Source organism: Alloyangia pacifica (assembly GCF_900116195.1).
Classification (GTDB): domain Bacteria; phylum Pseudomonadota; class Alphaproteobacteria; order Rhodobacterales; family Rhodobacteraceae; genus Salipiger; species Salipiger pacificus.
On sequence record NZ_FOZW01000006.1, the window covers coordinates 349,734 to 370,875 of the forward strand.

At 64.6% G+C, this 21,142-nt stretch carries 25 protein-coding genes; 4 read left to right on the forward strand and 21 right to left on the reverse strand.

Going from position 1 to position 21,142, the window contains the following annotated elements; genetic code table 11:
- Positions 1 to 53: 53 nt before the first annotated feature.
- Complete coding sequence (gene groL / locus BM397_RS14930; protein ID WP_092424826.1) at positions 54 to 1,700, reverse strand: chaperonin GroEL; 1,647 nt, start codon at positions 1,698 to 1,700, stop codon at positions 54 to 56.
- Between the two features lie 70 nt (positions 1,701 to 1,770).
- On the reverse strand, positions 1,771 to 2,064 hold the full coding sequence (locus tag BM397_RS14935) for a co-chaperone GroES (RefSeq protein ID WP_092424824.1): 294 nt from the start codon (positions 2,062 to 2,064) through the stop codon (positions 1,771 to 1,773).
- Between the two features lie 314 nt (positions 2,065 to 2,378).
- Here BM397_RS14935 and BM397_RS14940 point away from each other — a divergent pair, with 314 nt between their 5' ends.
- Positions 2,379 to 3,329, forward strand: a complete 951-nt coding sequence (locus BM397_RS14940) for a DMT family transporter (RefSeq protein WP_245696068.1) — start codon at positions 2,379 to 2,381, stop codon at positions 3,327 to 3,329.
- A 9-nt stretch (positions 3,330 to 3,338) separates the two neighbouring features.
- Here BM397_RS14940 and BM397_RS14945 read toward each other — a convergent pair whose 3' ends face one another.
- The gene (locus tag BM397_RS14945) at positions 3,339 to 4,013 is read right to left on the reverse strand and encodes a DUF2161 domain-containing phosphodiesterase (RefSeq protein ID WP_092425476.1); all 675 of its coding nucleotides are present in this window, start codon (positions 4,011 to 4,013) and stop codon (positions 3,339 to 3,341) included.
- 85 nt (positions 4,014 to 4,098) lie between these two features.
- Here BM397_RS14945 and BM397_RS14950 point away from each other — a divergent pair, with 85 nt between their 5' ends.
- A complete protein-coding gene (locus BM397_RS14950) occupies positions 4,099 to 5,088 on the forward strand; it encodes a TraB/GumN family protein (protein ID WP_092424822.1) in 990 nt (329 codons plus the stop codon).
- A gap of 18 nt (positions 5,089 to 5,106) precedes the next feature.
- Here BM397_RS14950 and BM397_RS14955 read toward each other — a convergent pair whose 3' ends face one another.
- Positions 5,107 to 7,128 carry a M3 family metallopeptidase gene (locus BM397_RS14955; protein ID WP_092424820.1) on the reverse strand — a complete coding sequence of 674 codons (2,022 nt, stop codon included), beginning with the start codon at positions 7,126 to 7,128 and terminating at the stop codon, positions 5,107 to 5,109.
- A gap of 190 nt (positions 7,129 to 7,318) precedes the next feature.
- The gene (gene mbfA / locus BM397_RS14960; RefSeq protein ID WP_092424818.1) at positions 7,319 to 8,293 is read right to left on the reverse strand and encodes an iron exporter MbfA; all 975 of its coding nucleotides are present in this window, start codon (positions 8,291 to 8,293) and stop codon (positions 7,319 to 7,321) included.
- Between the two features lie 153 nt (positions 8,294 to 8,446).
- Between mbfA and BM397_RS14965 the strand changes: the two genes are divergently transcribed.
- The gene (locus BM397_RS14965; protein ID WP_092424816.1) at positions 8,447 to 9,064 is read left to right on the forward strand and encodes a TetR/AcrR family transcriptional regulator; all 618 of its coding nucleotides are present in this window, start codon (positions 8,447 to 8,449) and stop codon (positions 9,062 to 9,064) included.
- 21 nt (positions 9,065 to 9,085) lie between these two features.
- On the opposite strand, the gene BM397_RS14970 is transcribed toward BM397_RS14965, so the two are convergent.
- From BM397_RS14970 to rpsM, 8 genes are all read right to left on the reverse strand, one after another.
- On the reverse strand, positions 9,086 to 9,793 hold the full coding sequence (locus tag BM397_RS14970) for an NYN domain-containing protein (RefSeq protein WP_092424814.1): 708 nt from the start codon (positions 9,791 to 9,793) through the stop codon (positions 9,086 to 9,088).
- Between the two features lie 19 nt (positions 9,794 to 9,812).
- A complete protein-coding gene (locus BM397_RS14975) occupies positions 9,813 to 10,316 on the reverse strand; it encodes a GNAT family N-acetyltransferase (RefSeq protein WP_143015382.1) in 504 nt (167 codons plus the stop codon).
- On the reverse strand, positions 10,316 to 11,083 hold the full coding sequence (locus BM397_RS14980; protein WP_092424812.1) for a potassium channel family protein: 768 nt from the start codon (positions 11,081 to 11,083) through the stop codon (positions 10,316 to 10,318). Before BM397_RS14980 ends, BM397_RS14975 begins: the two co-directional genes overlap by 1 nt.
- Before the next feature lie 108 nt (positions 11,084 to 11,191).
- The gene (locus BM397_RS14985) at positions 11,192 to 12,322 is read right to left on the reverse strand and encodes an S-(hydroxymethyl)glutathione dehydrogenase/class III alcohol dehydrogenase (protein ID WP_092567403.1); all 1,131 of its coding nucleotides are present in this window, start codon (positions 12,320 to 12,322) and stop codon (positions 11,192 to 11,194) included.
- 255 nt (positions 12,323 to 12,577) lie between these two features.
- Positions 12,578 to 13,003, reverse strand: a complete 426-nt coding sequence (rplQ, locus tag BM397_RS14990; RefSeq protein ID WP_092424808.1) for a 50S ribosomal protein L17 — start codon at positions 13,001 to 13,003, stop codon at positions 12,578 to 12,580.
- Positions 13,004 to 13,119: 116 nt separating this feature from the next.
- Positions 13,120 to 14,136, reverse strand: a complete 1,017-nt coding sequence (locus tag BM397_RS14995; protein ID WP_066104134.1) for a DNA-directed RNA polymerase subunit alpha — start codon at positions 14,134 to 14,136, stop codon at positions 13,120 to 13,122.
- 115 nt (positions 14,137 to 14,251) lie between these two features.
- Positions 14,252 to 14,644 carry a 30S ribosomal protein S11 gene (gene rpsK, locus BM397_RS15000; RefSeq protein WP_072780049.1) on the reverse strand — a complete coding sequence of 131 codons (393 nt, stop codon included), beginning with the start codon at positions 14,642 to 14,644 and terminating at the stop codon, positions 14,252 to 14,254.
- A 13-nt stretch (positions 14,645 to 14,657) separates the two neighbouring features.
- Positions 14,658 to 15,026, reverse strand: coding sequence for a 30S ribosomal protein S13 (gene rpsM / locus BM397_RS15005; protein WP_092424806.1), 369 nt, complete (start codon positions 15,024 to 15,026; stop codon positions 14,658 to 14,660).
- 349 nt (positions 15,027 to 15,375) lie between these two features.
- On the opposite strand from rpsM, the gene BM397_RS15010 reads away from it, so the two are divergent.
- A complete protein-coding gene (locus tag BM397_RS15010) occupies positions 15,376 to 15,768 on the forward strand; it encodes a BLUF domain-containing protein (protein WP_176806648.1) in 393 nt (130 codons plus the stop codon).
- A gap of 95 nt (positions 15,769 to 15,863) precedes the next feature.
- On the opposite strand, the gene BM397_RS15015 is transcribed toward BM397_RS15010, so the two are convergent.
- The 8 genes from BM397_RS15015 to rpsH form a co-directional block, all read right to left on the reverse strand.
- Positions 15,864 to 16,505 carry an adenylate kinase gene (locus BM397_RS15015; protein ID WP_092424802.1) on the reverse strand — a complete coding sequence of 214 codons (642 nt, stop codon included), beginning with the start codon at positions 16,503 to 16,505 and terminating at the stop codon, positions 15,864 to 15,866.
- On the reverse strand, positions 16,502 to 17,866 hold the full coding sequence (gene secY / locus BM397_RS15020; protein WP_092424800.1) for a preprotein translocase subunit SecY: 1,365 nt from the start codon (positions 17,864 to 17,866) through the stop codon (positions 16,502 to 16,504). Before secY ends, BM397_RS15015 begins: the two co-directional genes overlap by 4 nt.
- 109 nt (positions 17,867 to 17,975) lie before the next feature.
- A complete protein-coding gene (rplO, locus tag BM397_RS15025; protein WP_092424798.1) occupies positions 17,976 to 18,440 on the reverse strand; it encodes a 50S ribosomal protein L15 in 465 nt (154 codons plus the stop codon).
- A 407-nt stretch (positions 18,441 to 18,847) separates the two neighbouring features.
- Positions 18,848 to 19,036, reverse strand: a complete 189-nt coding sequence (gene rpmD / locus BM397_RS15030) for a 50S ribosomal protein L30 (protein ID WP_092424796.1) — start codon at positions 19,034 to 19,036, stop codon at positions 18,848 to 18,850.
- 5 nt (positions 19,037 to 19,041) lie between these two features.
- Positions 19,042 to 19,620, reverse strand: coding sequence for a 30S ribosomal protein S5 (gene rpsE, locus BM397_RS15035; protein ID WP_092424794.1), 579 nt, complete (start codon positions 19,618 to 19,620; stop codon positions 19,042 to 19,044).
- Positions 19,621 to 19,829: 209 nt separating this feature from the next.
- Complete coding sequence (gene rplR, locus BM397_RS15040) at positions 19,830 to 20,189, reverse strand: 50S ribosomal protein L18 (RefSeq protein ID WP_092424792.1); 360 nt, start codon at positions 20,187 to 20,189, stop codon at positions 19,830 to 19,832.
- 11 nt (positions 20,190 to 20,200) lie between these two features.
- Positions 20,201 to 20,734, reverse strand: a complete 534-nt coding sequence (rplF, locus tag BM397_RS15045; RefSeq protein ID WP_092424790.1) for a 50S ribosomal protein L6 — start codon at positions 20,732 to 20,734, stop codon at positions 20,201 to 20,203.
- Positions 20,735 to 20,744: 10 nt separating this feature from the next.
- A complete protein-coding gene (gene rpsH / locus BM397_RS15050) occupies positions 20,745 to 21,137 on the reverse strand; it encodes a 30S ribosomal protein S8 (protein ID WP_092424788.1) in 393 nt (130 codons plus the stop codon).
- Positions 21,138 to 21,142 lie beyond the last annotated feature (5 nt).

The following is a 21,142-nucleotide window of genomic DNA, read 5'->3' on the forward strand; positions in this document are numbered from 1 at the left end:
GCCGAAGCCCCCCGCCTGCTGCCCGAAGGCAGACGTCCGTATGGACCGGCAGATTACATCATGCCGCCCATGCCGCCCATGCCGCCCATGTCGGGCATGCCGCCGGCCGGCGCGTCTTTCTGCGGCTTGTCGGCCACCATCGCTTCGGTGGTGATCAGCAGGCCTGCAACCGAAGCTGCGTCTTCGAGTGCGGTACGCACGACCTTTGCGGGGTCGATCACGCCGAAGGAGAACATGTCGCCATATTCATCGGTCTGCGCGTTGTAGCCGAACTTCAGGTCTTCCGATTCACGCACTTTGCCTGCGACGACCGAGCCGTCGACACCGGCGTTCTCGGCGATCTGGCGCAGCGGAGCTTCCAGAGCCTTGCGCACGATGGCGATACCGGCGTTCTGGTCGGAGTTCGCACCGGTCAGACCTTCGAGGGTCTTGGCGCCCTGCACCAGAGCGGTGCCGCCGCCGACGACGATGCCTTCCTGCACGGCTGCGCGGGTTGCGTTCAGAGCGTCGTCCACACGGTCCTTACGCTCTTTCACTTCAACCTCGGTCATGCCGCCGACGCGGATGACGGCCACGCCGCCTGCCAGCTTGGCAACACGTTCCTGCAGCTTCTCACGGTCGTAGTCCGAGGTGGTTTCCTCGATCTGCGTGCGGATCTGAGCCACACGTGCTTCGATCTCGGCCTTGTCGCCGTGACCGTCGACGATGGTGGTCTCGTCCTTGGTGATGTTGATGGTCTTGGCGGTGCCGAGCATGTCCATGGTGACATTCTCGAGCTTCATGCCCAGATCTTCCGAGATCACCTGGCCGCCGGTCAGGATCGCGATGTCCTGCAGCATGGCCTTACGGCGATCGCCGAAGCCCGGTGCCTTCACGGCTGCAATCTTCAGGCCGCCGCGCAGCTTGTTGACCACGAGGGTCGCCAGCGCTTCGCCTTCGACGTCTTCAGCAATGATCAGCAGCGGCTTCTGCGACTGGATGACCTGCTCGAGCAGCGGGACCAGCGGCTGCAGCGACGAGAGTTTCTTCTCGTGCAGCAGGACCATGCAGTCGTCGAGCTCTGCAATCATCTTGTCGGCGTTGGTCACGAAGTAGGGCGACAGGTAGCCGCGGTCGAACTGCATGCCTTCAACGACGGTGGTCTCGGTCTCGAGGCCCTTGTTCTCTTCGACGGTGATGACACCCTCGTTGCCGACCTTCTGCATCGCGTCTGCGATCTGGCGGCCGATTTCGGCTTCGCCGTTGGCCGAGATGGTGCCGACCTGAGCGACTTCGTTCGAGTCGTTGACCGGGCGAGCCGCGGCCTTGATCGCGTCGACGACCTTGGCGGTTGCCATGTCGATGCCGCGCTTCAGGTCCATCGGGTTCATGCCGGCAGCAACGGCCTTCATGCCCTCTTTCACGATCGCCTGAGCGAGAACGGTCGCGGTGGTGGTGCCGTCACCGGCTTCGTCGTTGGTGCGGGAAGCGACTTCCTTCACCATCTGCGCGCCCATGTTCTCGAACTTGTCTTCCAGTTCGATTTCCTTGGCGACAGAGACACCGTCCTTGGTGATGCGCGGTGCGCCGAACGACTTGTCGAGCACAACGTTGCGGCCTTTCGGGCCGAGGGTCACCTTCACCGCGTCGGCGAGGATGTTGACGCCTTTGAGCATGCGGGTGCGGGCGTCGCTGTTAAACTTCACGTCCTTGGCAGCCATCTGCAAGTACTCCTGAAATTAGTTGAATGTCTGGCGTAGCGGGGCGCGAGGCCCCTGGGCGATCAGAAGATCAGGCCGCCTCGGTGATGCCGAGGATGTCCGATTCCTTCATGATCAGCAGCTCTTCGCCGTCGATCGTCACTTCGGTGCCCGACCATTTGCCGAACAGCACGCGGTCGCCGGCTTTGACAGCCATTGCGATCAGCTCACCGCTGTCCTTGCGGGCGCCTTCGCCGCAGGCAACGATCAGGCCCTCGGCGGGCTTCTCTTTTGCGCTGTCGGGGATGATCAGACCACCCTTGGTCTTTTCGTCGCTCTCAACGCGGCGAACCAGCACGCGGTCGTGAAGCGGTTTGAATGCCATCTTCGAGTCTCCATAGCTCAAAGGTTGTCCCTGTAGGCCCCCGCTGATACCCGGACAGAGCCGGCTTCGAGGGCCGTTAGCACTCACCCTTGTGGAGTGCTAACGACGCATAGCTAGGCAGGCCCGCGATTTGAGTCAACACCGCCTTCCGAGAAAATTTCATGACACCCGGCGGGGTCGGCGAAGCCATGCCCGGCAGATGTGCAGGCGGGGCCGCCGGTTCAAGACGTCACGCTAAGGCATGGCATCTCTCCGCCGAATGTGGTGACCTACCTGAGATCACAGATTCGAGACCTCCCCCATCGAGAGTTCCCATGGCCATCCCATACGCGCCGATCTCGGCGCCCTCTCCGCTGCAGGCCCCGCCCCACGACAACGCCCGCGGGTTCATGTTCATGGCCCTCGGCTTCTGCTTCTTCGGCGTAACCGACATGCTGGCCAAGCTGCTGGCCGAGCAGCTTCCGGTGCTGCAGGTAATCTGGTTCCGCCAGTCAGGCCTGTTCATCGGGGTCGTCGTCCTTCTGGCCATGCGCGGCGGCCAGATCCTGCGTACCCCGCATCCGATCCTGCAGACGCTGCGGGGCATCATCGCGCTCGGCTCGGCGGTCTGCTTCATCCTGGCGCTGCGCCACGTCGGGCTGGCCGACGCCACGGCGGTGACCTTCACCGCGCCCTTCCTTGTGACCGTCTTCGGCGCGCTGCTGTTGAAGGAACCGGTGGGCCCGCGTCGCTGGGCCGCGGTGATCACCGGCTTCTTGGGCATGCTGGTGGTGATCCGCCCCGGCATGGGCATCTTCCACCCGGCGATTGGCTTTGCCTTCATCGCGGCGCTCTGCTTTGCCACACGGCAACTGCTCTCGCGCTACCTGAGCGGCGCCGACAGCATCGCCACCACGGTCAGCTACACCTCGCTGACCACCTTCCTGCTGTGCTCGATACCGCTGGCCTTCGTCTGGCAGATGCCGGCAAGCGGCTGGGTGCTGCTGCTTTGCGGAGTGATCGCCGTCACGGCGGGATTGGGCGAGTTCCTGATCATCCGCGGGCTCGATGTCGGTCAGGCGGTGGTCATGGCGCCGGTACAATACACGATGATCATCTGGAGCACGCTCTACGGCTTCCTGGTGTTTTCCGACCTGCCCGATCTCTGGACCTTCGTGGGCTGTGGCATCATCATTGCCTCCGGCCTCTACACGCTCTACCGCGAGCGGGTGCTGGCGAAACGCGCCAAGCGCGCCGCGGCAGAGGCGGGACCGAGCACGAGCTGACACCCCGCATCACTCCGCCGCCTCCTCCCAGCTGCCGGCCCAATGCACGAGCCCTTCGCGCCCGGCGTCGGTCAGCGCGTAGACCCCGACGCGCACACGGGTGAACCAGCCGTAGTGGTTGTCCGCCATCAGCCGCGTCGCCACCTTCACCCCGGTTGCCTCGGCCACATCGCGGCCCCTGCTCTCGCCCGCCTCGACGAGGTAGGCGGCGCAGCGCAGCGCGTCCTGCCGGTAACCGGTGACGATGCCATGCCGCGTCGCACCACCGTCGTTGGGATCGCCGGTGATGCGGTGGAACTCGCGCAGCAGTCTGGCCTGCTTCGCCTTGTTCTTCCGCGGCGCGTAGGGGCCGGGATCGCACTGCACCTCGGCGCGGCCATCCTTCACCGTGATGAACCCGAGCCCCAGCCGCCGGCACATGGCAAGATTGTCCTTCAACGCCCGCCGCGCGCTGCGCCCTCCGGGCTTCGGCACGGCGATATAGACGAGGTCCGACACCCGCAACCGCGCCAGCGCCTGATGGAACAGCGTAAGCGAGATCTTCAGCTTCAACTCGACGATCACCGGCGCCTCTTCGCCGCGCACCGCCACGAGGTCAGCGGCGCCCACCTCGCCCTTCACCTCATAGCCCTGCGCCTGCAGAAGCGCCTTTACCGGCGCATAGAGTTCACTTTCCCGCAACATGGCCGCCACCATCGCTCCGCTGCTTGTCGCTGGCAAGCACCTGCCCTAGCCTGCGCCGAATATCCCTCCCAGTCAGGTTGTCTGCATGGTGCGCCCGTTTCTTTTCTCGCTTCTCCTGCTCCTGCCCGCCGCGCTGCACGCGGCCTGCGAGGGCAGCGACCTCCGTCTGTCGCTCACCCCGTCCGAACAGGCCGAGCGCGACCGGATGCTGGCGGAGGTCCCCTATCCCGAGGGCAACCACTGGCGCGCGGAAAAAGAGGGCAAGGTGATCCATCTCGTCGGCACCATGCACCTCGGCGACGCACGGATGGACGCGCCGCTCGCCCGGCTGACGCCGCTGGTGCAGGACGCCGGGATGCTGTTGCTCGAGATGACCCGCGCCGAAGAGACGCAGCTGCAGAAGGCGCTGGCCGAGGACCCGACGATGCTTACGCTCACCGGGCCAACCCTACCCGAGATGCTGCCAGAAGACGCATGGCAGACGCTGGCGAAAGCCGCCAAGGATCGCGGCATCCCCGACGTCATGGCCGCCAAATTCCAGCCTTGGTACCTATCGATGATGCTGGCCACGCCGCCCTGCGCCATGGCGCAATTGCAGGGTAAAAGCGGTCTCGACATGAAACTGCAGGAGGTGGCGCGCGAGGCGCAGGTGCCGACCCGCGCACTCGAACCCTTCGACACTGTCTTCCGCCTGTTCAACGCCGAGCCGATCGAGGACCAGCTTCAGATGCTGCGCACCGGCATCGTCGATACGGACACGGCCGAGGACCAGTTCGCCACGCTCTTCGACGCCTATTTCGACGAGTCCCATGCGGACACCTGGGTGATCTCGCGTCTGATCGCCCGCCGTGCGCTGCCGGAGGCTCCCGAGGACGTGGACGCGATGATGGAAGAGACCGAGGCGCAGCTGCTGACCGCCCGCAACGAGGCCTGGATCCCGGTCCTCAAGCAGGCCTCGGCAGAGACCGACGCCCCGGTGGTCGCCGCCTTCGGTGCCGCCCATCTGAGCGGCACCGATGGCATTCTGAACCTGCTCGCGGACGAGGGATATACCCTCACCCGCGAGACGTTCTAGGCGGGTCGGGCCGGGCTGTCAGGCCGCCAGCCCGCGCCCCTTGAGCAGCGCCTCGACGCCCGGCATCCGGCCGCGGAAGGCGGTGTAGAGCGCTTCGGCCTCTACCGAGCCGCCCTTCGACAGGATGAACTCCTCGAGCTTCGACGCGGTGGCCGGGTCGAAGGCCCCACCTGCTTCCTCGAAGGCGGCGAAGGCGTCGGCGTCCATCACCTCGGACCACATGTAGCTGTAGTAGCCCGAGGAATAACCGTCGCCTGCGAAGACGTGGGCGAAATGCGGCGTGGCGTGGCGCATCGGGATCGCCGAGGGCATGCCGATGTCGGCCAGCACCTCGGCCTGCTTCGCCATGGGATCGTCGCTCGACACGCCGCTGTGGAACTCCAGGTCGACCAGCGCCGAGGCCACGTATTCCACCGTCTGGAAGCCCATGTCGAAGGTCGCCGCCGCCAGCACCTTGTCGAGCAGGTCCTTGGGCATGGCCTCGCCGGTTTCCGCGTGGGTGGCGAACTCGGCCAGCACTTCGGGCACCTCCAGCCAGTGCTCGTAGAGCTGGCTCGGCAGTTCCACGAAGTCGCGCGCCACCGAGGTGCCCGAAACCGAGCCGAACTCGACGTCCGAGAGCATCTGGTGCAGCGCGTGGCCGAACTCGTGGAACAGCGTGCGCGCGTCGTCGTAGGACAGCAGCGCCGGCTTGCCCTTGGGCGGCTTGGCGAAATTGCAGACGTTGATGACGATGGGCGCCTTTTCCACCGGCCGCTTGGCCTGCGACTGCATCGCCGAACACCAGGCGCCCGAGCGCTTCGAGGCCCGGGCAAAGTAGTCCCCGATGAAGACCGCCACGTGCTTGCCGTTCCGCGTCACCTCCCAGGCCCGGCAATCGGGGTGGTAGAGCGGCTGGTCGAGCTCGCGGAACTCCAGACCGAACAGGCGGTTGGAGCAGGTGAAGGCCGCCTCGATCATCCGCTCGAGCTGCAGGTAAGGTTTCAGCTCGGCCTCATCGAGATCATGCAGCGCCTTGCGCCGCTTCTCGGCGTAGTAGCGCCAGTCCCAGGCGCGGAAATCGTCATTGATGCCGTCGGCGCGCAGCATCTCTTCCATCTGAGCCTGATCGCCCATGGCGGCGGCGCGGGCGGGCGTCCAGACCTGCATAAGCAGCTCGCGCACCCGCTCCGGCGTGCCCGCCATCTCGGTTTCCAGCTTGTAGGTAGAGAAATCCGGGTAGCCGAGCAGCGCCGCCCGCTCCTCGCGCAGACCAAGGATTTCCGCCGCGATGCCGCGGTTGTCGGTCTCGCCGCCGTTCTCCCCGCGCGAGGTCCAGGCCCGCCAGGCTTTTTCGCGCAGATCACGCCGGGGCGAAAACTGCAGGAAGGGCACGATCAGCGATCGCGACAGGGTGATCACCGGACCGTCATGGCCGCCAGCCTCACCCGCCGAGCGGGCACCATCCACGACGAAGCCGGGCAGCCCTTCGAGATCCGCTTCGGTGAGCGGCATGACCCAATCCGCCTCGTCCTTCAGCAGGTTCTGGGTGAACTGCGTGCCGAGCACCGCAAGGCGCGATTTCACCGCCTTCATCCGCTCGGCCTCTTCGCCGGTCAGCGCCGCGCCCGCCCGCACGAAGCCGCGGTGGGTCAGCATGAGCACCCGCGCTTCCTCATCCGTCAGGCCCAGCTCGTCCTTCCGTTGCCAGAGGTCCCGCACCCGCGCAAATAGGGCCTCGTTGGAATAGATCGCCGAGCTGTGCGCCGCGAGCTTGGGCGAGAAGTCCCGCTGCAGCGCCTGACGCGCCTCGTTGCTGTCCGCCCCGGCGACCGAGAAGAACACCGACAGCACCTTGTCCAGCGCTTCGCCGGCCCCTTCCATTGCCTCGATGGTATTGGCAAAGCTCGGCGCCTCGGGGTTTTCGGCGATCGCCTCGATTTCCGCCAGATGCGCCGCGAGGGCCTTTTCGAAGGCGGGGGCGAAGTCATCGTCGGAAATGCGGTCGAAGGGGGCGAGGCCGAAGGGCGTGTCCCAGTCGGCGAGCAGCGGGTTGGTCATGGCGATCTCCTTTTGACGTGAAGCTATGACCTTCGCCCGCCGCCTTCAATGGCCGTGCGGAACGCCTCCAGCGGGAGTATTTGCAAAAGGATGAAAGCCGGGAGAGGCGCGCCGGCTTTTCCACATGTTAGAAATATCCCCGCCGGAGGCAGGCCGGACGCCACCGTGAAGCCCGGCCTGGGGGGAGCGCTCAGCCGCTGCCGATGAGCACCCCTGCGGCCAGCACCAGCGCGCCACCCAGAACCACCTGCAGCGCCGCGCGCAGGAAGGGGGTTTCCATGTAGCGCTTCTGGATCCAGGCGATGGCCCAAAGCTCGAAGAACACCACGATCCAGGCGATGATCGTCGCGGTCCAGAAATGCGGGATCAGGTAGGGCAGCGCGTGGCCAAGGCCCCCGACCGCGGTCATCACCCCCGAGGCCACACCACGCTTGAGCGGCGAGCCACGGCCCGAAAGCTCGCCGTCATCCGAGGCCGCCTCGGTGAAGCCCATGGAGATGCCCGCGCCGACAGAGGCCGCCAGCCCGACGAGGAAGGTCGTCCAGGTGTCCTGCGTGGCGAAAGCGGTGGCGAAGATCGGCGCCAGGGTCGAGACCGAGCCGTCCATCAGCCCCGCCAGCCCCGGTTGCACCCAGGTCAGCACGAATTGGCGATGCGCCATGCGGTCCTCGGTCTCGCGCGCTTCGCCGTCGAGGTGCTTTTCCACCAGCTCCCCGGCGCGCTCCTCGTGGCCGGCCTCGGCAGCGGCAAGATCGCCGAGCAGCTTGCGGGTGGCGGCGTCGCTGCTGCGCTTCGCGGCCTCGAGGTAGAAGCGCTCAGCCTCCCGCTCCATGGCCTCCGCCTCCTCTCGGATGCGCTCCAGCGGCAGGTTCTGAACCAGCCAGACCGGTCGGCGCGCGTAGAAGCCCGCCACATGCTCGCGCCGGATCAGCGGGATCACCTCGCCGAAGCGCAGGCGGTGCAGGTTGATCAGCGCGCGACGGTGGCCATCCTCCTCCTCGGCCATGCCGTCGAAGATCGCAGCTGTGTCAGGGTATTCGGCACGCAGCCGCTCGGCGTAGGAGCGGTAGATCCGTGCGTCGTCCTCTTCCGAGGAGATCGCCAGCGCCAGCACCTCCTGCTCGCTCAGATCGCGGAAATGACGCCGCTGGGTGAAGAATCGCATGGGGGCCTCCGGACCTGCAATCACTTTAGAATGATTCCAATCTAAAGCGCTTTGCGTCACGTGCAAGGCGGCAGAATGTCCTTCGCCCGCGGCATGTTGCTTGCCTCACCTGAACCGCGCGGTCTAAGCTTGTCCGGACAAAGGAGCTGCCCGATGGAGACCGAAACGGTTGGCGTGCGCCGCGGGCGCAAGTTCGAACAGGTGCTGGAAGGCGCGCGCAGCATCTTCCTGCGCGACGGCTTCGAAGGGGCCAACGTAGATGACATCGCCCGCGCGGCCGGTGTCTCCAAGGCGACGCTTTACAGCTATTTCCCGGACAAGCGCCTGCTCTTCATGGAAATGGCGAGCCGGCAATGCGCCCTGCAGGCGGATGAGGCGATGTTGAAGATCGATCCGAGCCGCCCGCCCGCCGAGGTGCTGCCGCTGGTGGCGCGCAGCTTCCTGAGATTCGTACTGTCCGAAATGGGCCAGCGGATCTTTCGAATCTGCATCGCCGAGGCGGACCGCTTCCCCGACCTCGGGCGGCAATTCTACCAGAGCGGGCCGATGAACATGCACCGCAAGCTAGTGACCTACCTCGCGGCCGCCCGCGACCGCGGGGAGGTGGCCGTCGACGACCTCGAACTGGCCGCCGACCAGTTCACCGAACTGTGCAAGGCCGGCCTCTGGACCCGCTGCGTCTTCGGTGTCGCCGAGGCACCGGACGAGGCGGCGATCGCCCGCACCGTCGATGGGGCGGTGGCCACCTTCCTCGCCCGCTACGGCGCCTGAACCGCGGCACCTGAGCCGGGATCAGTCCAGCCGGCGCACCAGCATCTGGTTGCCCGGCCCGCGCTTGGTCTCGAAGACCTTCAGCTCGTCCACCAGTTCCGACAGCTTGCGCTTGCCGAAGCTGCGGGTATCGAAGTCGGGATTGGCCGCGGTGATGAACTGCCCGAGCTGGCCGAGCGTGTACCAGTCGTCCTCCTGCTCGATCGCGTCCATGGCAGTGAAGATGAGGTTGCGCGCGTCTTCCAGCCGGCCCGACGGCGCCGGCTTGACGCCCGCCGCCTTCTCCGGTGCGCCATCGAGGTTCTCGAGGAAGATGAATCGCTTGCAGGCCTTGCGGAAGGCATCTGGCGTCTTCTGCATGCCCATGCCGAAGACATCGAGCCCCTGCTCGCGGATGCGGCTGGCGAGGCGGGTGAAATCGCTGTCGGAGCTGACCAGCACGAAGCCGTCGAAGCGGCCCGAGTGCATCAGATCCATCGCGTCGATCACCAGCGCGATGTCGCTGGCGTTCTTGCCGACGGTATTGGCCGGCTGGTGGTGCGGCACCAGGCCGAATTCGGCGGTGACCTTCGACCAGCCGGACATCTGCTGGCTCGAGAAGTCCCCGTAGCAGCGCCGCACGCTGGCCTCGCCGAGGCTGGCCAGTTCGTCGAAGATCGCCTTCGCATACTTGGGGGAGGTGTTGTCGGCGTCGATCAGGACCGCCAGCAGGCGGGTGTCGTCTCGCATGGGATACTCCTTGGCGGGCTCAGCTGCCCGCAAGCGTTTTGTACAGGACCAGCGCCTCCACGTCGCCCTGCGCGGGGTGGTGGAAGGCACCGGGAAGGCGGCCGACGACCTCGAACCCGGCGCGCAGCCAGGTGTCGACGGCCCGGGTGTTTGTCGAGACCACGAAATTGAACTGCATGGCCCGGAAACCGAGCTGCGGCGCGATCTCCAGCGAATGCGCCAGCATCCGCCGCGCAACCCCGCGCCCGCGCGCCTCGGCGGCGGTGACATAGCCGCAGTTGCACACATGCGAGCCGCCGCCCTTCTGGTTTCGCACGATGTAGTAGGTGCCGAGGAGACGGCTGCCGTCGGTCACGACAAAGACCCTGCGTTCCGGCCCCGTCCAATAGCCGATCGCCTCGTCGCGCGAGATGCCTTGGTCGATGGCATAGGTGTCGCCGGCCCGGAACACCGGCTCCAGCATTTGCCACAGCGCCTCAGCGTCTCCGGGCGCATAGGCGCGCAGCTCCAGCGTCTCGCTCATCAGCTCTGCCCTTCGGTCTCGATGCGGATGATCTCTCCGCAATGCTTGCAATGGATGGCGTCCGCATCATGGAGGCGCAGGCCGCAGGTCTCGCAGGTCTTCTTGACCTTGATCGGACGGAACAGAACCTGCGCGAGCCGCAGGAACAGGGTCACCCCGCAGATCATCACCACCACCGAGATCACCCGCCCCCAGGACCCGTTCAGCGTGATGTCACCATAGCCGGTCGTGGTCAGCGTGGTGACGGTGAAATAGAGCGCGTCGGCGTAATTGTTGATGTCCGGATTGGTCCGGTATTGCAGCGCGTAGACGAGCCCGGTCATCACGAAGAGGAAAACCATCAGGTTCACCACCGCGATCAGCACGTCCTCGTTCTCACGAAAGACCCGGAAGTCCTCGCGCAGCCGCTTGCTCAGCTGATAGGTGTGGAGCAGCCGCAGCGTGCGCAGCACCCGCAGGAACCCCAGCCCCTCCCCCGCCAGCGGCGCGAGGAAGGAGATCATCGAGACCAGATCAGCGAGGGTGGCCGGGCTGACCAGGAATCCGGTTTTCTTCGGCGCGATCCACAGCCTTGCAAGGAAATCCGCGAGGATCACCACGCCGAAGGCGACGTCGATGATCTCGACTGCCCGGCCATGCGAGGTGAAGGAAGTCGCGATGACGAAGAGAACGGTGAAGACGTCGAAGCCAAGCAGGGCGTAGCGGAAGCGGTGCGCCTCGTCGCTGTCGCCCTCATAGAGTTCCTTCAGCTTGTTCCGCAGGCTCATCTCGGCGGTCCCCGTTCCGGTTGCTCGAACCTATAGGGTGGCGCGGGACTCCCGGCAAGCCAAGCGCCTGCCGGGAGAAATTTCAGGTCGATCGAAATCCTGACTGGATCAGAACTCGACCACCGCGCGGATCGACTTGCCCTCGTGCATCAGATCGAACCCGTGGTTGATCTCGTCGAGGCTCAGCTTGTGGGTGATCATCGGGTCGATCTCGATCTTGCCGTCCATGTACCAGTCGACGAATTTCGGCACGTCGGTCCGGCCCTTGGCACCACCGAACGCCGTGCCCTTCCAGACCCGACCGGTCACCAGCTGGAACGGCCGGGTGGAGATCTCCGCCCCCGCCGGTGCCACGCCGATGATCACCGACACGCCCCAGCCGCGGTGCGAGCATTCCAGCGCGTCGCGCATCACCTTGACGTTGCCCGTCGCGTCGAAGCTGTAGTCCACGCCGCCGATCTGGTCCGCGCCGCGCTTGGTGAGGTTGACGATCTCCTGCACGACGGAGCCCTCGATCTTCGAGGGGTTCACGAAGTGGGTCATGCCGAATTTCTTGGCCATCTCGGCCTTGGAGTCGTTGAGATCGACACCGATGATCATGTCGGCGCCCGCCATGCGTAGCCCCTGGATCACGTTGAGCCCGATGCCGCCCAGCCCGAAGACCGCCGCGGTCGAGCCGATCTCCACGCCCGCAGTGTTGATCACCGCGCCGATGCCGGTGGTGACGCCGCAGCCGATGTAGCAGATCTTGTCGAAGGGCGCGTCATCGCGCACCTTGGCCAGCGCGATCTCCGGCATCACCGTGTGATTGGCGAAGGTCGAGCAGCCCATGTAGTGGTAGATCGGCGTGCCATCGAGCATCTTGAAGCGCGTGGTGCCGTCCGGCATCAGGCCCTGGCCCTGGGTGTTGCGGATCGCGGTGCAGAGGTTGGTCTTGCCCGACAGGCAGGACGGGCACTCGCGGCATTCCGGCGTGTAGAGCGGGATCACGTGATCGCCCGGCTTCAGCGTGGTAACGCCCTCGCCCACCTCGACGACCACGCCCGCGCCCTCATGGCCGAGGATGCAGGGAAAGAGCCCCTCGGGGTCGGCGCCGGAGCGGGTGAACTCGTCGGTGTGGCAAAGCCCGGTGGCCTTGATCTCGACCAGCACCTCGCCGGCCTTCGGCCCGTCGAGTTCCACGTCCATGATCTCAAGCGGTTTGCCGGCCTCGAGCGCCACGGCTGCACGGGTTCTCATGTCTCTGTCCTTCCTAAAGGGAATGCGGTTGTCCGCACCTAGCTTCGGCTTTTCTTGTGCCGCAAGCAGTTATACGCCCTTTCGCAGAATTTTCACGACACGCCGCGACTTTCGTTGTTCAACAAATACGCAGCCCGCCACCCTGTCAGCGCTGTCATCTTTTCCGAAATACTCACTGCCCCCACCGGCGCGGGGCAAAAGAAAAGGGCCCCGCCGTTGCCGGCAGGGCCCAGTCTCTCCGGTGGAGAGGAAATCTTATTCGGCGTCTGCCAGAGCCTCTTCAGCTTCCAGGCGGGCCTTGTCGGCTGCGCCCTTGGCCGAGACGTCACGGTCGACGAACTCGATGATCGCCATCGGAGCCATGTCGCCATAACGGAAACCGGCTTTCAGGATGCGGACATAGCCGCCCTGGCGTTCTGCATAGCGCGGGCCGAGCACTTCGAAGAGCTTGGCAACGTGCTGGTCCTGCTTGAGCTGCGCGGCAGCCTGACGGCGGGCGTGGATGTCACCGCGCTTGCCGAGGGTGACGAGCTTCTCCACCACGCGGCGGAGTTCTTTTGCCTTGGGCAGGGTGGTCTTGATCTGCTCATGCTCGATGAGCGAGCCGGCCATGTTTGCCCACAGCGCCTTGCGGTGCTCGTGGGTACGGTTCAGGCGGCGGTAACCTTTTGCGTGACGCATTTTCTATCTCCAGATACGTGTTTTGCTTTGTCCGGGATCCCATGCGTGCGGGACCCTCACCTTGGGGCGGAATGCCCTTGTGTGAAAGGCGGGGTTTCCCCCGCCCTCCAGTTGGCTCAGAACTGGTCTTCCAGTTTCTTTGCCAGATCTTCGATGTTGTCCGGCGGCCAGTCCTCGACGTCCATGCCGAGGTGCAGGCCCATGCCCGACAGCACTTCCTTGATCTCGTTGAGCGACTTCCGGCCGAAGTTCGGGGTGCGGAGCATCTCGGCTTCGGTCTTCTGGATGAGATCGCCGATGTAGACGATGTTGTCGTTCTTGAGGCAGTTCGCGGAGCGCACCGAGAGTTCCAGCTCGTCCACCTTCTTGAGGAGGAGCGGGTTGAACTCGAGACCGTCGTCGTCGTCCTGACGGCCGGCGGATTCGGGCTCTTCGAAGTTCACGAAGATCGACAGCTGGTCCTGCAGGATGCGGGCGGCAAATGCGATCGCATCCTCGGGCGTGACCGAACCATCGGTCTCGACCTTCATGGTCAGCTTGTCGTAGTCGAGAACCTGGCCCTCACGGGTCGGCTGCACGTCATAGGCCACCTTCTTGACCGGCGAGTAGATCGCGTCGATCGGGATGAGGCCGATGGGTGCATCTTCCGGCTTGTTCTTGTCAGCCGAAACGTAGCCCTTGCCGGTGTTGACGGTCAGTTCCACGTAGAAGTCCGCACCCTCGTCGAGGTGGCAGATCACGTGGTCCTTGTTCAGAACGTCGATGCCGGCGGTTTCGGCGATGTCGGCAGCCGTCACCACGCCCGGACCTTTGGCGGTCAGGGAAAGGCGCTTCGGGCCTTCGACTTCCATGCGGAGAGCCACGCCCTTGAGGTTCAGGATGATGTCGGTGACATCTTCCCGCACGCCGGCGACCGACGAGAACTCGTGCAGAACGTTGTCGATCTGCACAGAGGTGATTGCCGCACCCTGAAGGCTCGACAGCAGGACCCGACGCAGCGCGTTGCCCAGAGTCAGGCCGAAGCCACGCTCGAGCGGTTCCGCGACGAGGGTCGCAACGCGGGTAGGATCGGCGCCGGGGCGAACCTCCAGCTGGGTCGGCTTGATAAGTTCAGCCCAGTTCTTGTGGATCATGCGTCCCTCCATTCCAGTCCGTGCCCCATGTCCAAAGGCGCGGACGCCCGAGGTTGAAATGACGAAGGCAGGGCCCCGCGCACAAGGCGAGGCCCCACCTCATAAGTAAGTTCGATCAGACGCGACGACGCTTCGGCGGGCGGCAGCCGTTGTGAGCGATCGGCGTCACGTCGCGGATCGACGTGATGTTGAAGCCCACGGCAGCCAGTGCGCGCAGAGCCGATTCACGACCCGAACCCGGGCCCTGAACTTCGACTTCCAGCGTCTTCACACCATGTTCCTGTGCCTTGCGGCCAGCATCTTCGGCGGCGAGCTGGGCAGCGTAAGGGGTCGACTTACGCGAACCCTTGAAGCCCATGGTGCCGGCGGACGACCAGGAGATCGCGTTGCCCTGCACGTCCGAGATCAGGATCTTGGTGTTGTTGAACGACGAGTTCACATGCGCCACGCCAGCGGCGATGTTCTTGGAGACCTTCTTCTTGCCTCCGCGACGGGTATCACGTGCCATTGGTCAGCCTCCCTTATTTCTTCTTGCCTGCGATGGGCTTTGCGGGGCCCTTACGCGTGCGAGCGTTGGTGTGGGTCCGCTGACCGCGGACGGGGAGGTTGCGACGGTGACGCAGGCCACGATAGCAGCCGAGGTCCATCAGACGCTTGATGTTCATCTGCGTCTCACGGCGAAGGTCGCCTTCGACGGTGAAGTTCGCGTCGATGTGCTCGCGGATCGCCAGAACTTCGGCATCCGAAAGCTCGTTCACACGACGGGTCACGTCGATGTTCACGGCTTCGCAGATGGCTTGGGCCGAGGTCGGGCCGATACCGGTGATATAAGTCAGGGCGATGGGCACCCGCTTATGAGTCGGGATGTTAACGCCGGCAATACGTGCCAAGTGTCTATTCCTTTCGTTGCGGTTCCGTAGCTCCAGAACCTTTTTTCACAACATGAGCCCGGAACGCATACACGTCACCGGGCCTTCCGCTGATGAGGTAATCTGCAAGTCAGGCGCTGCCCGCCTCGCAAACTGAGTCTCTGTAAGAGATGGGAGTGGGTATGAGGATTCGGAAAGGGCGTCAAGACCCATTTCGGAACCATTACCGAACCGCACCCGTTTACCGTTTCATGAAGGTCACGACAACCCTCCCCCCGCTTTCGCCATGGCGCTTGCGCGCCTCGCCGCCGCCCCCCACTCCCGACAGAACGCAAATCGCCCGCGCACAGGCCGCCTTCCGGAGCCGCGGATGATCTACCAGCTCCTCTATACGAGCCGCTCGACGGTTCCCCGCGGACATGCGTCTGACATCGAGATTCTCTCAGCCGCGCTGACCAACAACGTGCTGCTGGACGTCACCGGCTGCCTTTTGCGCGAGGAACAGGGGTTCTGCCAGATTCTGGAAGGCGCGAGGGAGACGGTGCGCGGGCTGTTCGAGCACATCCGCAGGGACCCGCGTCACTTCGGGGTCACCGAACGGCTCAACCGGTTGGTGCCGGTCCGCAGCTTTGCAAGCTGGTCGATGTGCTATGGGACGTTGTCGGTCGCAGATCGCCGGTTCCTGTCGCGCCGCTTCGCCGCGGAGGGCCGGAACATGTCGCTGGTCATTGACCGGGTACGCGATATCGCGGTTGCGAGCTGAGGGGAAAGTGGGGGCTTTGCCCCCGTCCGCTGTCGCGGGCTTCCCCGGGACGCCTCCGCCAAAGCCTTGGCGTGCGGTCCCGGAGAAGAAAAGGCTCAGTCGAGCTTCGAGGCGATGGCGGCCTTCACGTCGCCGATCTCACCCAGACCATCCACGCGGGTGTGCTGCCCCTTTGCGTAGTAGTAGCCGATCAGCGGCGAGGTCTGCTTGTAGTACTCCATCAGGCGCTTCTGCAGAGCCTGGGCATTGTCGTCAGCGCGCCGCTTGAACTCGGTGCCGCCGCAGACGGTGCATTTGCCGTCGGCCGGGATCGGCTTGGTGATGTCGTTGTAGACCTCACCACAGCTGCCGCAGGTCGACCGCGCGGTGATCCGCTCCACCAGCGCGTCGTCGTTCACCCGCAGCTCGACCACGCGGTCCAGCGTCTGACCCTGCTCCTCGAGCAGCTCCGCCAGCGCATCGGCCTGCTTCAGCGTGCGCGGGAAGCCGTCGAAGATATAGCCGGCCGAGGGCTTCGCCTCGAGCTTCTCGCGGATCAGGCCGATGACGATCTCGTCGGTGACGAGCTCGCCGCGGGCCATCACGTCGGCGACCTTCTTGCCCATCTCGGTGCCGCTGTCCTTGGCTTCGCGCAGCATGTCGCCGGTCGAGAGCTGGATCATGCCGCGGTCTTCAACGAGGATCCGGGCCTGTGTCCCTTTGCCTGCGCCGGGCGGTCCAAGAAGAATGATGTTCATCGCCGTGCGGGTCCCTTCCGTTTGCGTGCCTTGCCCTTGCCGCGCAGCTGCGACTTCTGGATCAGGCCTTCGTATTGATGTGCGAGCAGGTGGCTCTGGACCTGCTGGATCGTGTCCATGGTCACCGAGACCACGATCAGCACCGAGGTGCCGCCGAAGTAGAACGGGATCGCGAACTGCGAGCGCAGGATCTCGGGCAGCAGGCAGACCAAGGTCAGGTAGGCCGCGCCGAGAACGAGCACGCGGTTGACCACGTATTCGAGGTGCTCTGCGGTCCGCTTACCCGGGCGGATGCCGGGAATGAAGCCGTTCTGGTTCTTCAGGTTGTCGGCAACTTCATCCGTCTTGAACGACACGTTGTGCGTGTAGAAGTAGGCGAAGAAGACGATCATGGCCGCGAAGAACAGCAGGTAGAGCGGCTGGCCCGGGCCGAAGTAGGCAAGGATCGTCGACATGATCGGACCGGTGGAGCCGGCCTGGCTGAACGTCGCGATCGTGGTCGGCAGAAGCAGCAGCGAGCTGGCGAAGATCGCCGGGATCACGCCCGCCGGGTTCACCTTGATCGGCAGGTGCGACTGCTGAGCCTCGGTCATCCGCATGCCGACCTGGCGGCGCGGGTACTGGATGGTGATCTTGCGCAGCGCCCGTTCCATGAACACCACGAACATGATCACCGCAACGACCATGAGGATCACCCCGACAATCACCGCGGGCGAGATCGCGCCCGAGCGGCCGGAGGCGAAGAACTGCGCCAAGGCTGCGGGGATCTCGGCGATGATGCCGACGAAGATGATGAGAGAGATGCCGTTGCCGATGCCGCGGGCGGTGATCTGCTCGCCCAGCCACATCAGGAACATCGTGCCACCCACGAGGGTGATCACCACGGCGGCGCGGAAGTACCAACCCGGATCATGGGCGAGATCGCCGGCCTCGAGGCTGACCGCGAGGCCGTAGGCCTGGAACAGCGCCAGCGCGACGGTGCCGTAGCGCGTGTATTGGTTGATCTTCTTGCGGCCCTGCTCGCCCTCTTTCTTCAGCTGCTCGAGCGCCGGCACCATGGCCGTCAGGAGCTGAACGATGATCGAGGCAGAGATGTAGGGCATGATGCCGAGGGCAAAGATGCCCATGCGTCCCAGCGCGCCACCGGTGAACATCGACACCATGCCGCCGATGCCTTGACCGGCCTGCTCCATGAACTGGCGCAGCGCGGTGCCGTCGATGCCGGGGACGGGGATGTAGGTGCCGAGTCGGTAGACGACCAGCAGCCCCAGCGTGAAGAAGATGCGGTTGCGAAGGTCCGTCGCCTTGCCGAGCGCCGCCCAGCTGGTATTGGCGGCCATTTGTTCCACAGCGGATGCCATGAGGGTCCTCTCTCAGACGAAACGCCGCCGGGGCGCTTTCCGGCTCCGGCGGCGTTCGTGGAAAACATGGGGCCTTATGTAAGCGGCTCAGCGACCGCTCACAACCCGCTTATTCAGCCGCGACTGCGGTCTTCAGCGCGCCACCTGCCTTCTCGACCGCCTCGACAGCGGCTTTCGAAGCGCCGGTCACCTCGATGGTGAGGGCGGTGGAGACGTCACCTTTCGCGAGAACGCGGATGCCGTCGAGCTTGCGGCGCACCAGGCCGGACGAAACCAGGGTGTCCTCGTTGATCGAAGCGGCCTCGAGCTTGCCGGCCTCGACGAACTTCTGGATCAGGCCGAGGTTCACAACAGCGTAGGACTTCCGGTTCGGCTTGTTGAAGCCGCGCTTCGGAAGACGCTGGTAGAGGGGCATCTGGCCGCCTTCGTAGCCATTGATGGCCACACCCGAGCGGGACTTCTGACCCTTGATACCACGGCCACCCATCTTGCCCTTGCCGGAGCCCGGGCCGCGGCCGATGCGTTTCTTGGTGCGGGTTGCGCCCGCGTTGTCGCGCAGTTCGTGCAGTTTCATGTCGCTTCTCCTTGCCGGATGTGCCCCCCAAGCGACGGATGGGACAACCACGGCATTAGACGATTAAGGATTCGGAGCCAGACTCGGGGAGCCGACCACCGGGGGCGTATAGCGCTGGTGGCCGCAGGGTGCAAGAGACTAGCCCGAGGTTCCGGGCCCGCGTGGCGTCAGCGCCGAGTTTCAGGGGAAATTGGTGAAAATTCGGTAAAGGGTGACCAAAAGCCTCCGAAGGCTTTTGCAAATCTCTTCGAAGAGATTTGATCCCCTGCCCCGCGTCGGCTCTGTGCAAAATAGCCTCAGTGCAAAATAGCCTCAGTGCAAAATCAGCTCAGTGCAAAATCGGCCCAGAGAAAACGAAAACGCCCCGGCGCGATGCCGGGGCGTTTCCAAATCGGTTGAAGAAACGCTTAGCCGCGCTCTTCGACGATCTCGACCAGGTGCGGGATCTTGTTGACCATGCCGCGCACGGCGGGGGTGTCTTCAAGCTCGCGGGTCTTGTTCATCTTGTTCAGGCCCAGGCCGATCAGCGTCTGGCGCTGGATGGCGGGGCGACGGATCGGCGAGCCGATCTGCTTCACAACGATGGTCTTAGCCATGGATCTCAGGCCTCCTCAGCCACTTGCGACGATTCCGCGGGGGCCTCGTCACGCTTGGGAAGGATGTCTGCCACCTTCTTGCCGCGACGCTGGGCGACGCTGCGGGGCGAGTTGACCTTTTCCAGCGCGTTCAGCGTGGCGCGGATCATGTTGTAGGGGTTCTGCGAACCGATCGACTTGGCGACCACGTCGTGCACGCCCAGCATCTCGAACACAGCACGCATCGGACCACCGGCGATGATCCCGGTACCGGTCGGCGCGGTGCGCATGACCACGCGGCCAGCGCCGTGGCGACCTTCGATGTCGTGGTGCAGAGTGCGGCCTTCGCGCAGCGGCACGCGAATCATCTTGCGCTTGGCTTGCTCGGTGGCTTTGCGGATGGCCTCGGGGACCTCCTTGGCCTTGCCCTTGCCAAAGCCGACGCGGCCCTTCTGGTCGCCGACGACGACGAGCGCGGCGAAGCCGAAACGCTTACCGCCCTTGACGGTTTTGGACACGCGGTTGATCGCGACAAGGCGATCTGCGAATTCCGGGGCTTCCTCGCGTTCGCGACGGTTCCCGCGGCGGTTTTCACGTTCTGCCATCAGGCATCCCTTTTCTCAGGTTGGCGCGTGGCGGACCGAAACAGAGCCCGGGCCACATCGGCACCGATTGGACCAATCCAGGTGATCGCCGCACAATGTCGGAACCGATCCCGGATCATCGAGGCGTCTCCGCCTGCAAAAGCGCAAGGCGGGTACGAGCCCCGCCTTGCGGATTGTCGATCATGCGGCGGGCGCACCCGCCGCGACGATCAGATTTTCAGACCTGCTTCGCGGGCTGCGTCGGCCAGAGCCTTGACGCGACCGTGGAAGAGGAAACCGCCGCGGTCGAAGTAGGCTTCTTCCACACCGGCTTTCTTCGCGCGCTCGGCAATCGCGGCGCCGACCTTCTGGGCAGCTTCCACGGTGCCTTTGCCGACGACGCCCAGATCCTTCTCGAGCGAGGAGGCTGCGGCCAGGGTCACGCCCTGGATGTCGTCGATCAGCTGCACGCTGATGTTCTTGTTCGAGCGGTGCACCGACAGGCGAACACGCCCGGCGTTGACCTTGCGAAGCTTGTTCCGGACGCGCAGGCGGCGCTTGAGGAACAGTTCCCGTTTGCTGAGTGCCATTTTTCGCGTCCTTACTTCTTCTTGCCTTCCTTGGCGAAGATGTATTCGCCTTTGTAGCGAATACCCTTGCCTTTGTAGGGCTCGGGGCGGCGCCAGTCGCGGATGTTCGCCGCAACCTGACCGACTTCCTGGAGATCATGACCTTCGACGATGATCTCGGTCGGCTTCGGCGTGGTGACCGTGATGCCGGCGGGGATGTCGAAGTTCACATCGTGGCTGTAGCCGAGGTTCAGCTTCAGGGTCGAGCCCTGGACCGCGGCGCGGTAACCCACACCCTGGATCTCGAGCTCTTTCTTGAAGGTGTTCTGAACACCGTGCACCATGTTCGCGATCACCGTGCGGGACATGCCCCACTGCTGGCGGGCGCGCTTGGAGTTGCCGCGCGGCGCCACAGTGATGACGTTGTCCTCGACCGCGATGGTCACGTCGTCGGTCGCGTTGAAGGTCTGGGTGCCTTTCGGGCCCTTCACTTCGACGGTCTGGCCGGAGACGGATGCGGAAACACCCGACGGCAGCTCGACCGGTTTTTTACCAATACGAGACATAAGCCCCTCCTTAGAAGACCGTGCAGAGCACCTCGCCACCAACATTGGCAGCGCGGGCGTTTGCGTCCGACATCACGCCCTTCGGCGTGCTGACAATCGACAGACCGAGGCCCTGGCGGACCTGCGGGATGTCACTGACACCCATGTAGACGCGACGACCGGGCTTGGAGACCCGCTTCAGTTCGCGAATGACGGGGGTGCCGTCGAAGTACTTCAGGCTGATTTCGAGCGTGCCGTGGCCGCGCTCGTCGGTGCCTTTTTCGTAGCCGCGGATGTAGCCTTCGTCCTTGAGGACGTCGAGCACCCAGCCACGCAGTTTCGAGGCGGGGGTCGACACGGTCGACTTGCCACGCATCTGCGCGTTACGGATACGGGTGAGCATATCGCCGATAGGATCGTTCATCGTAT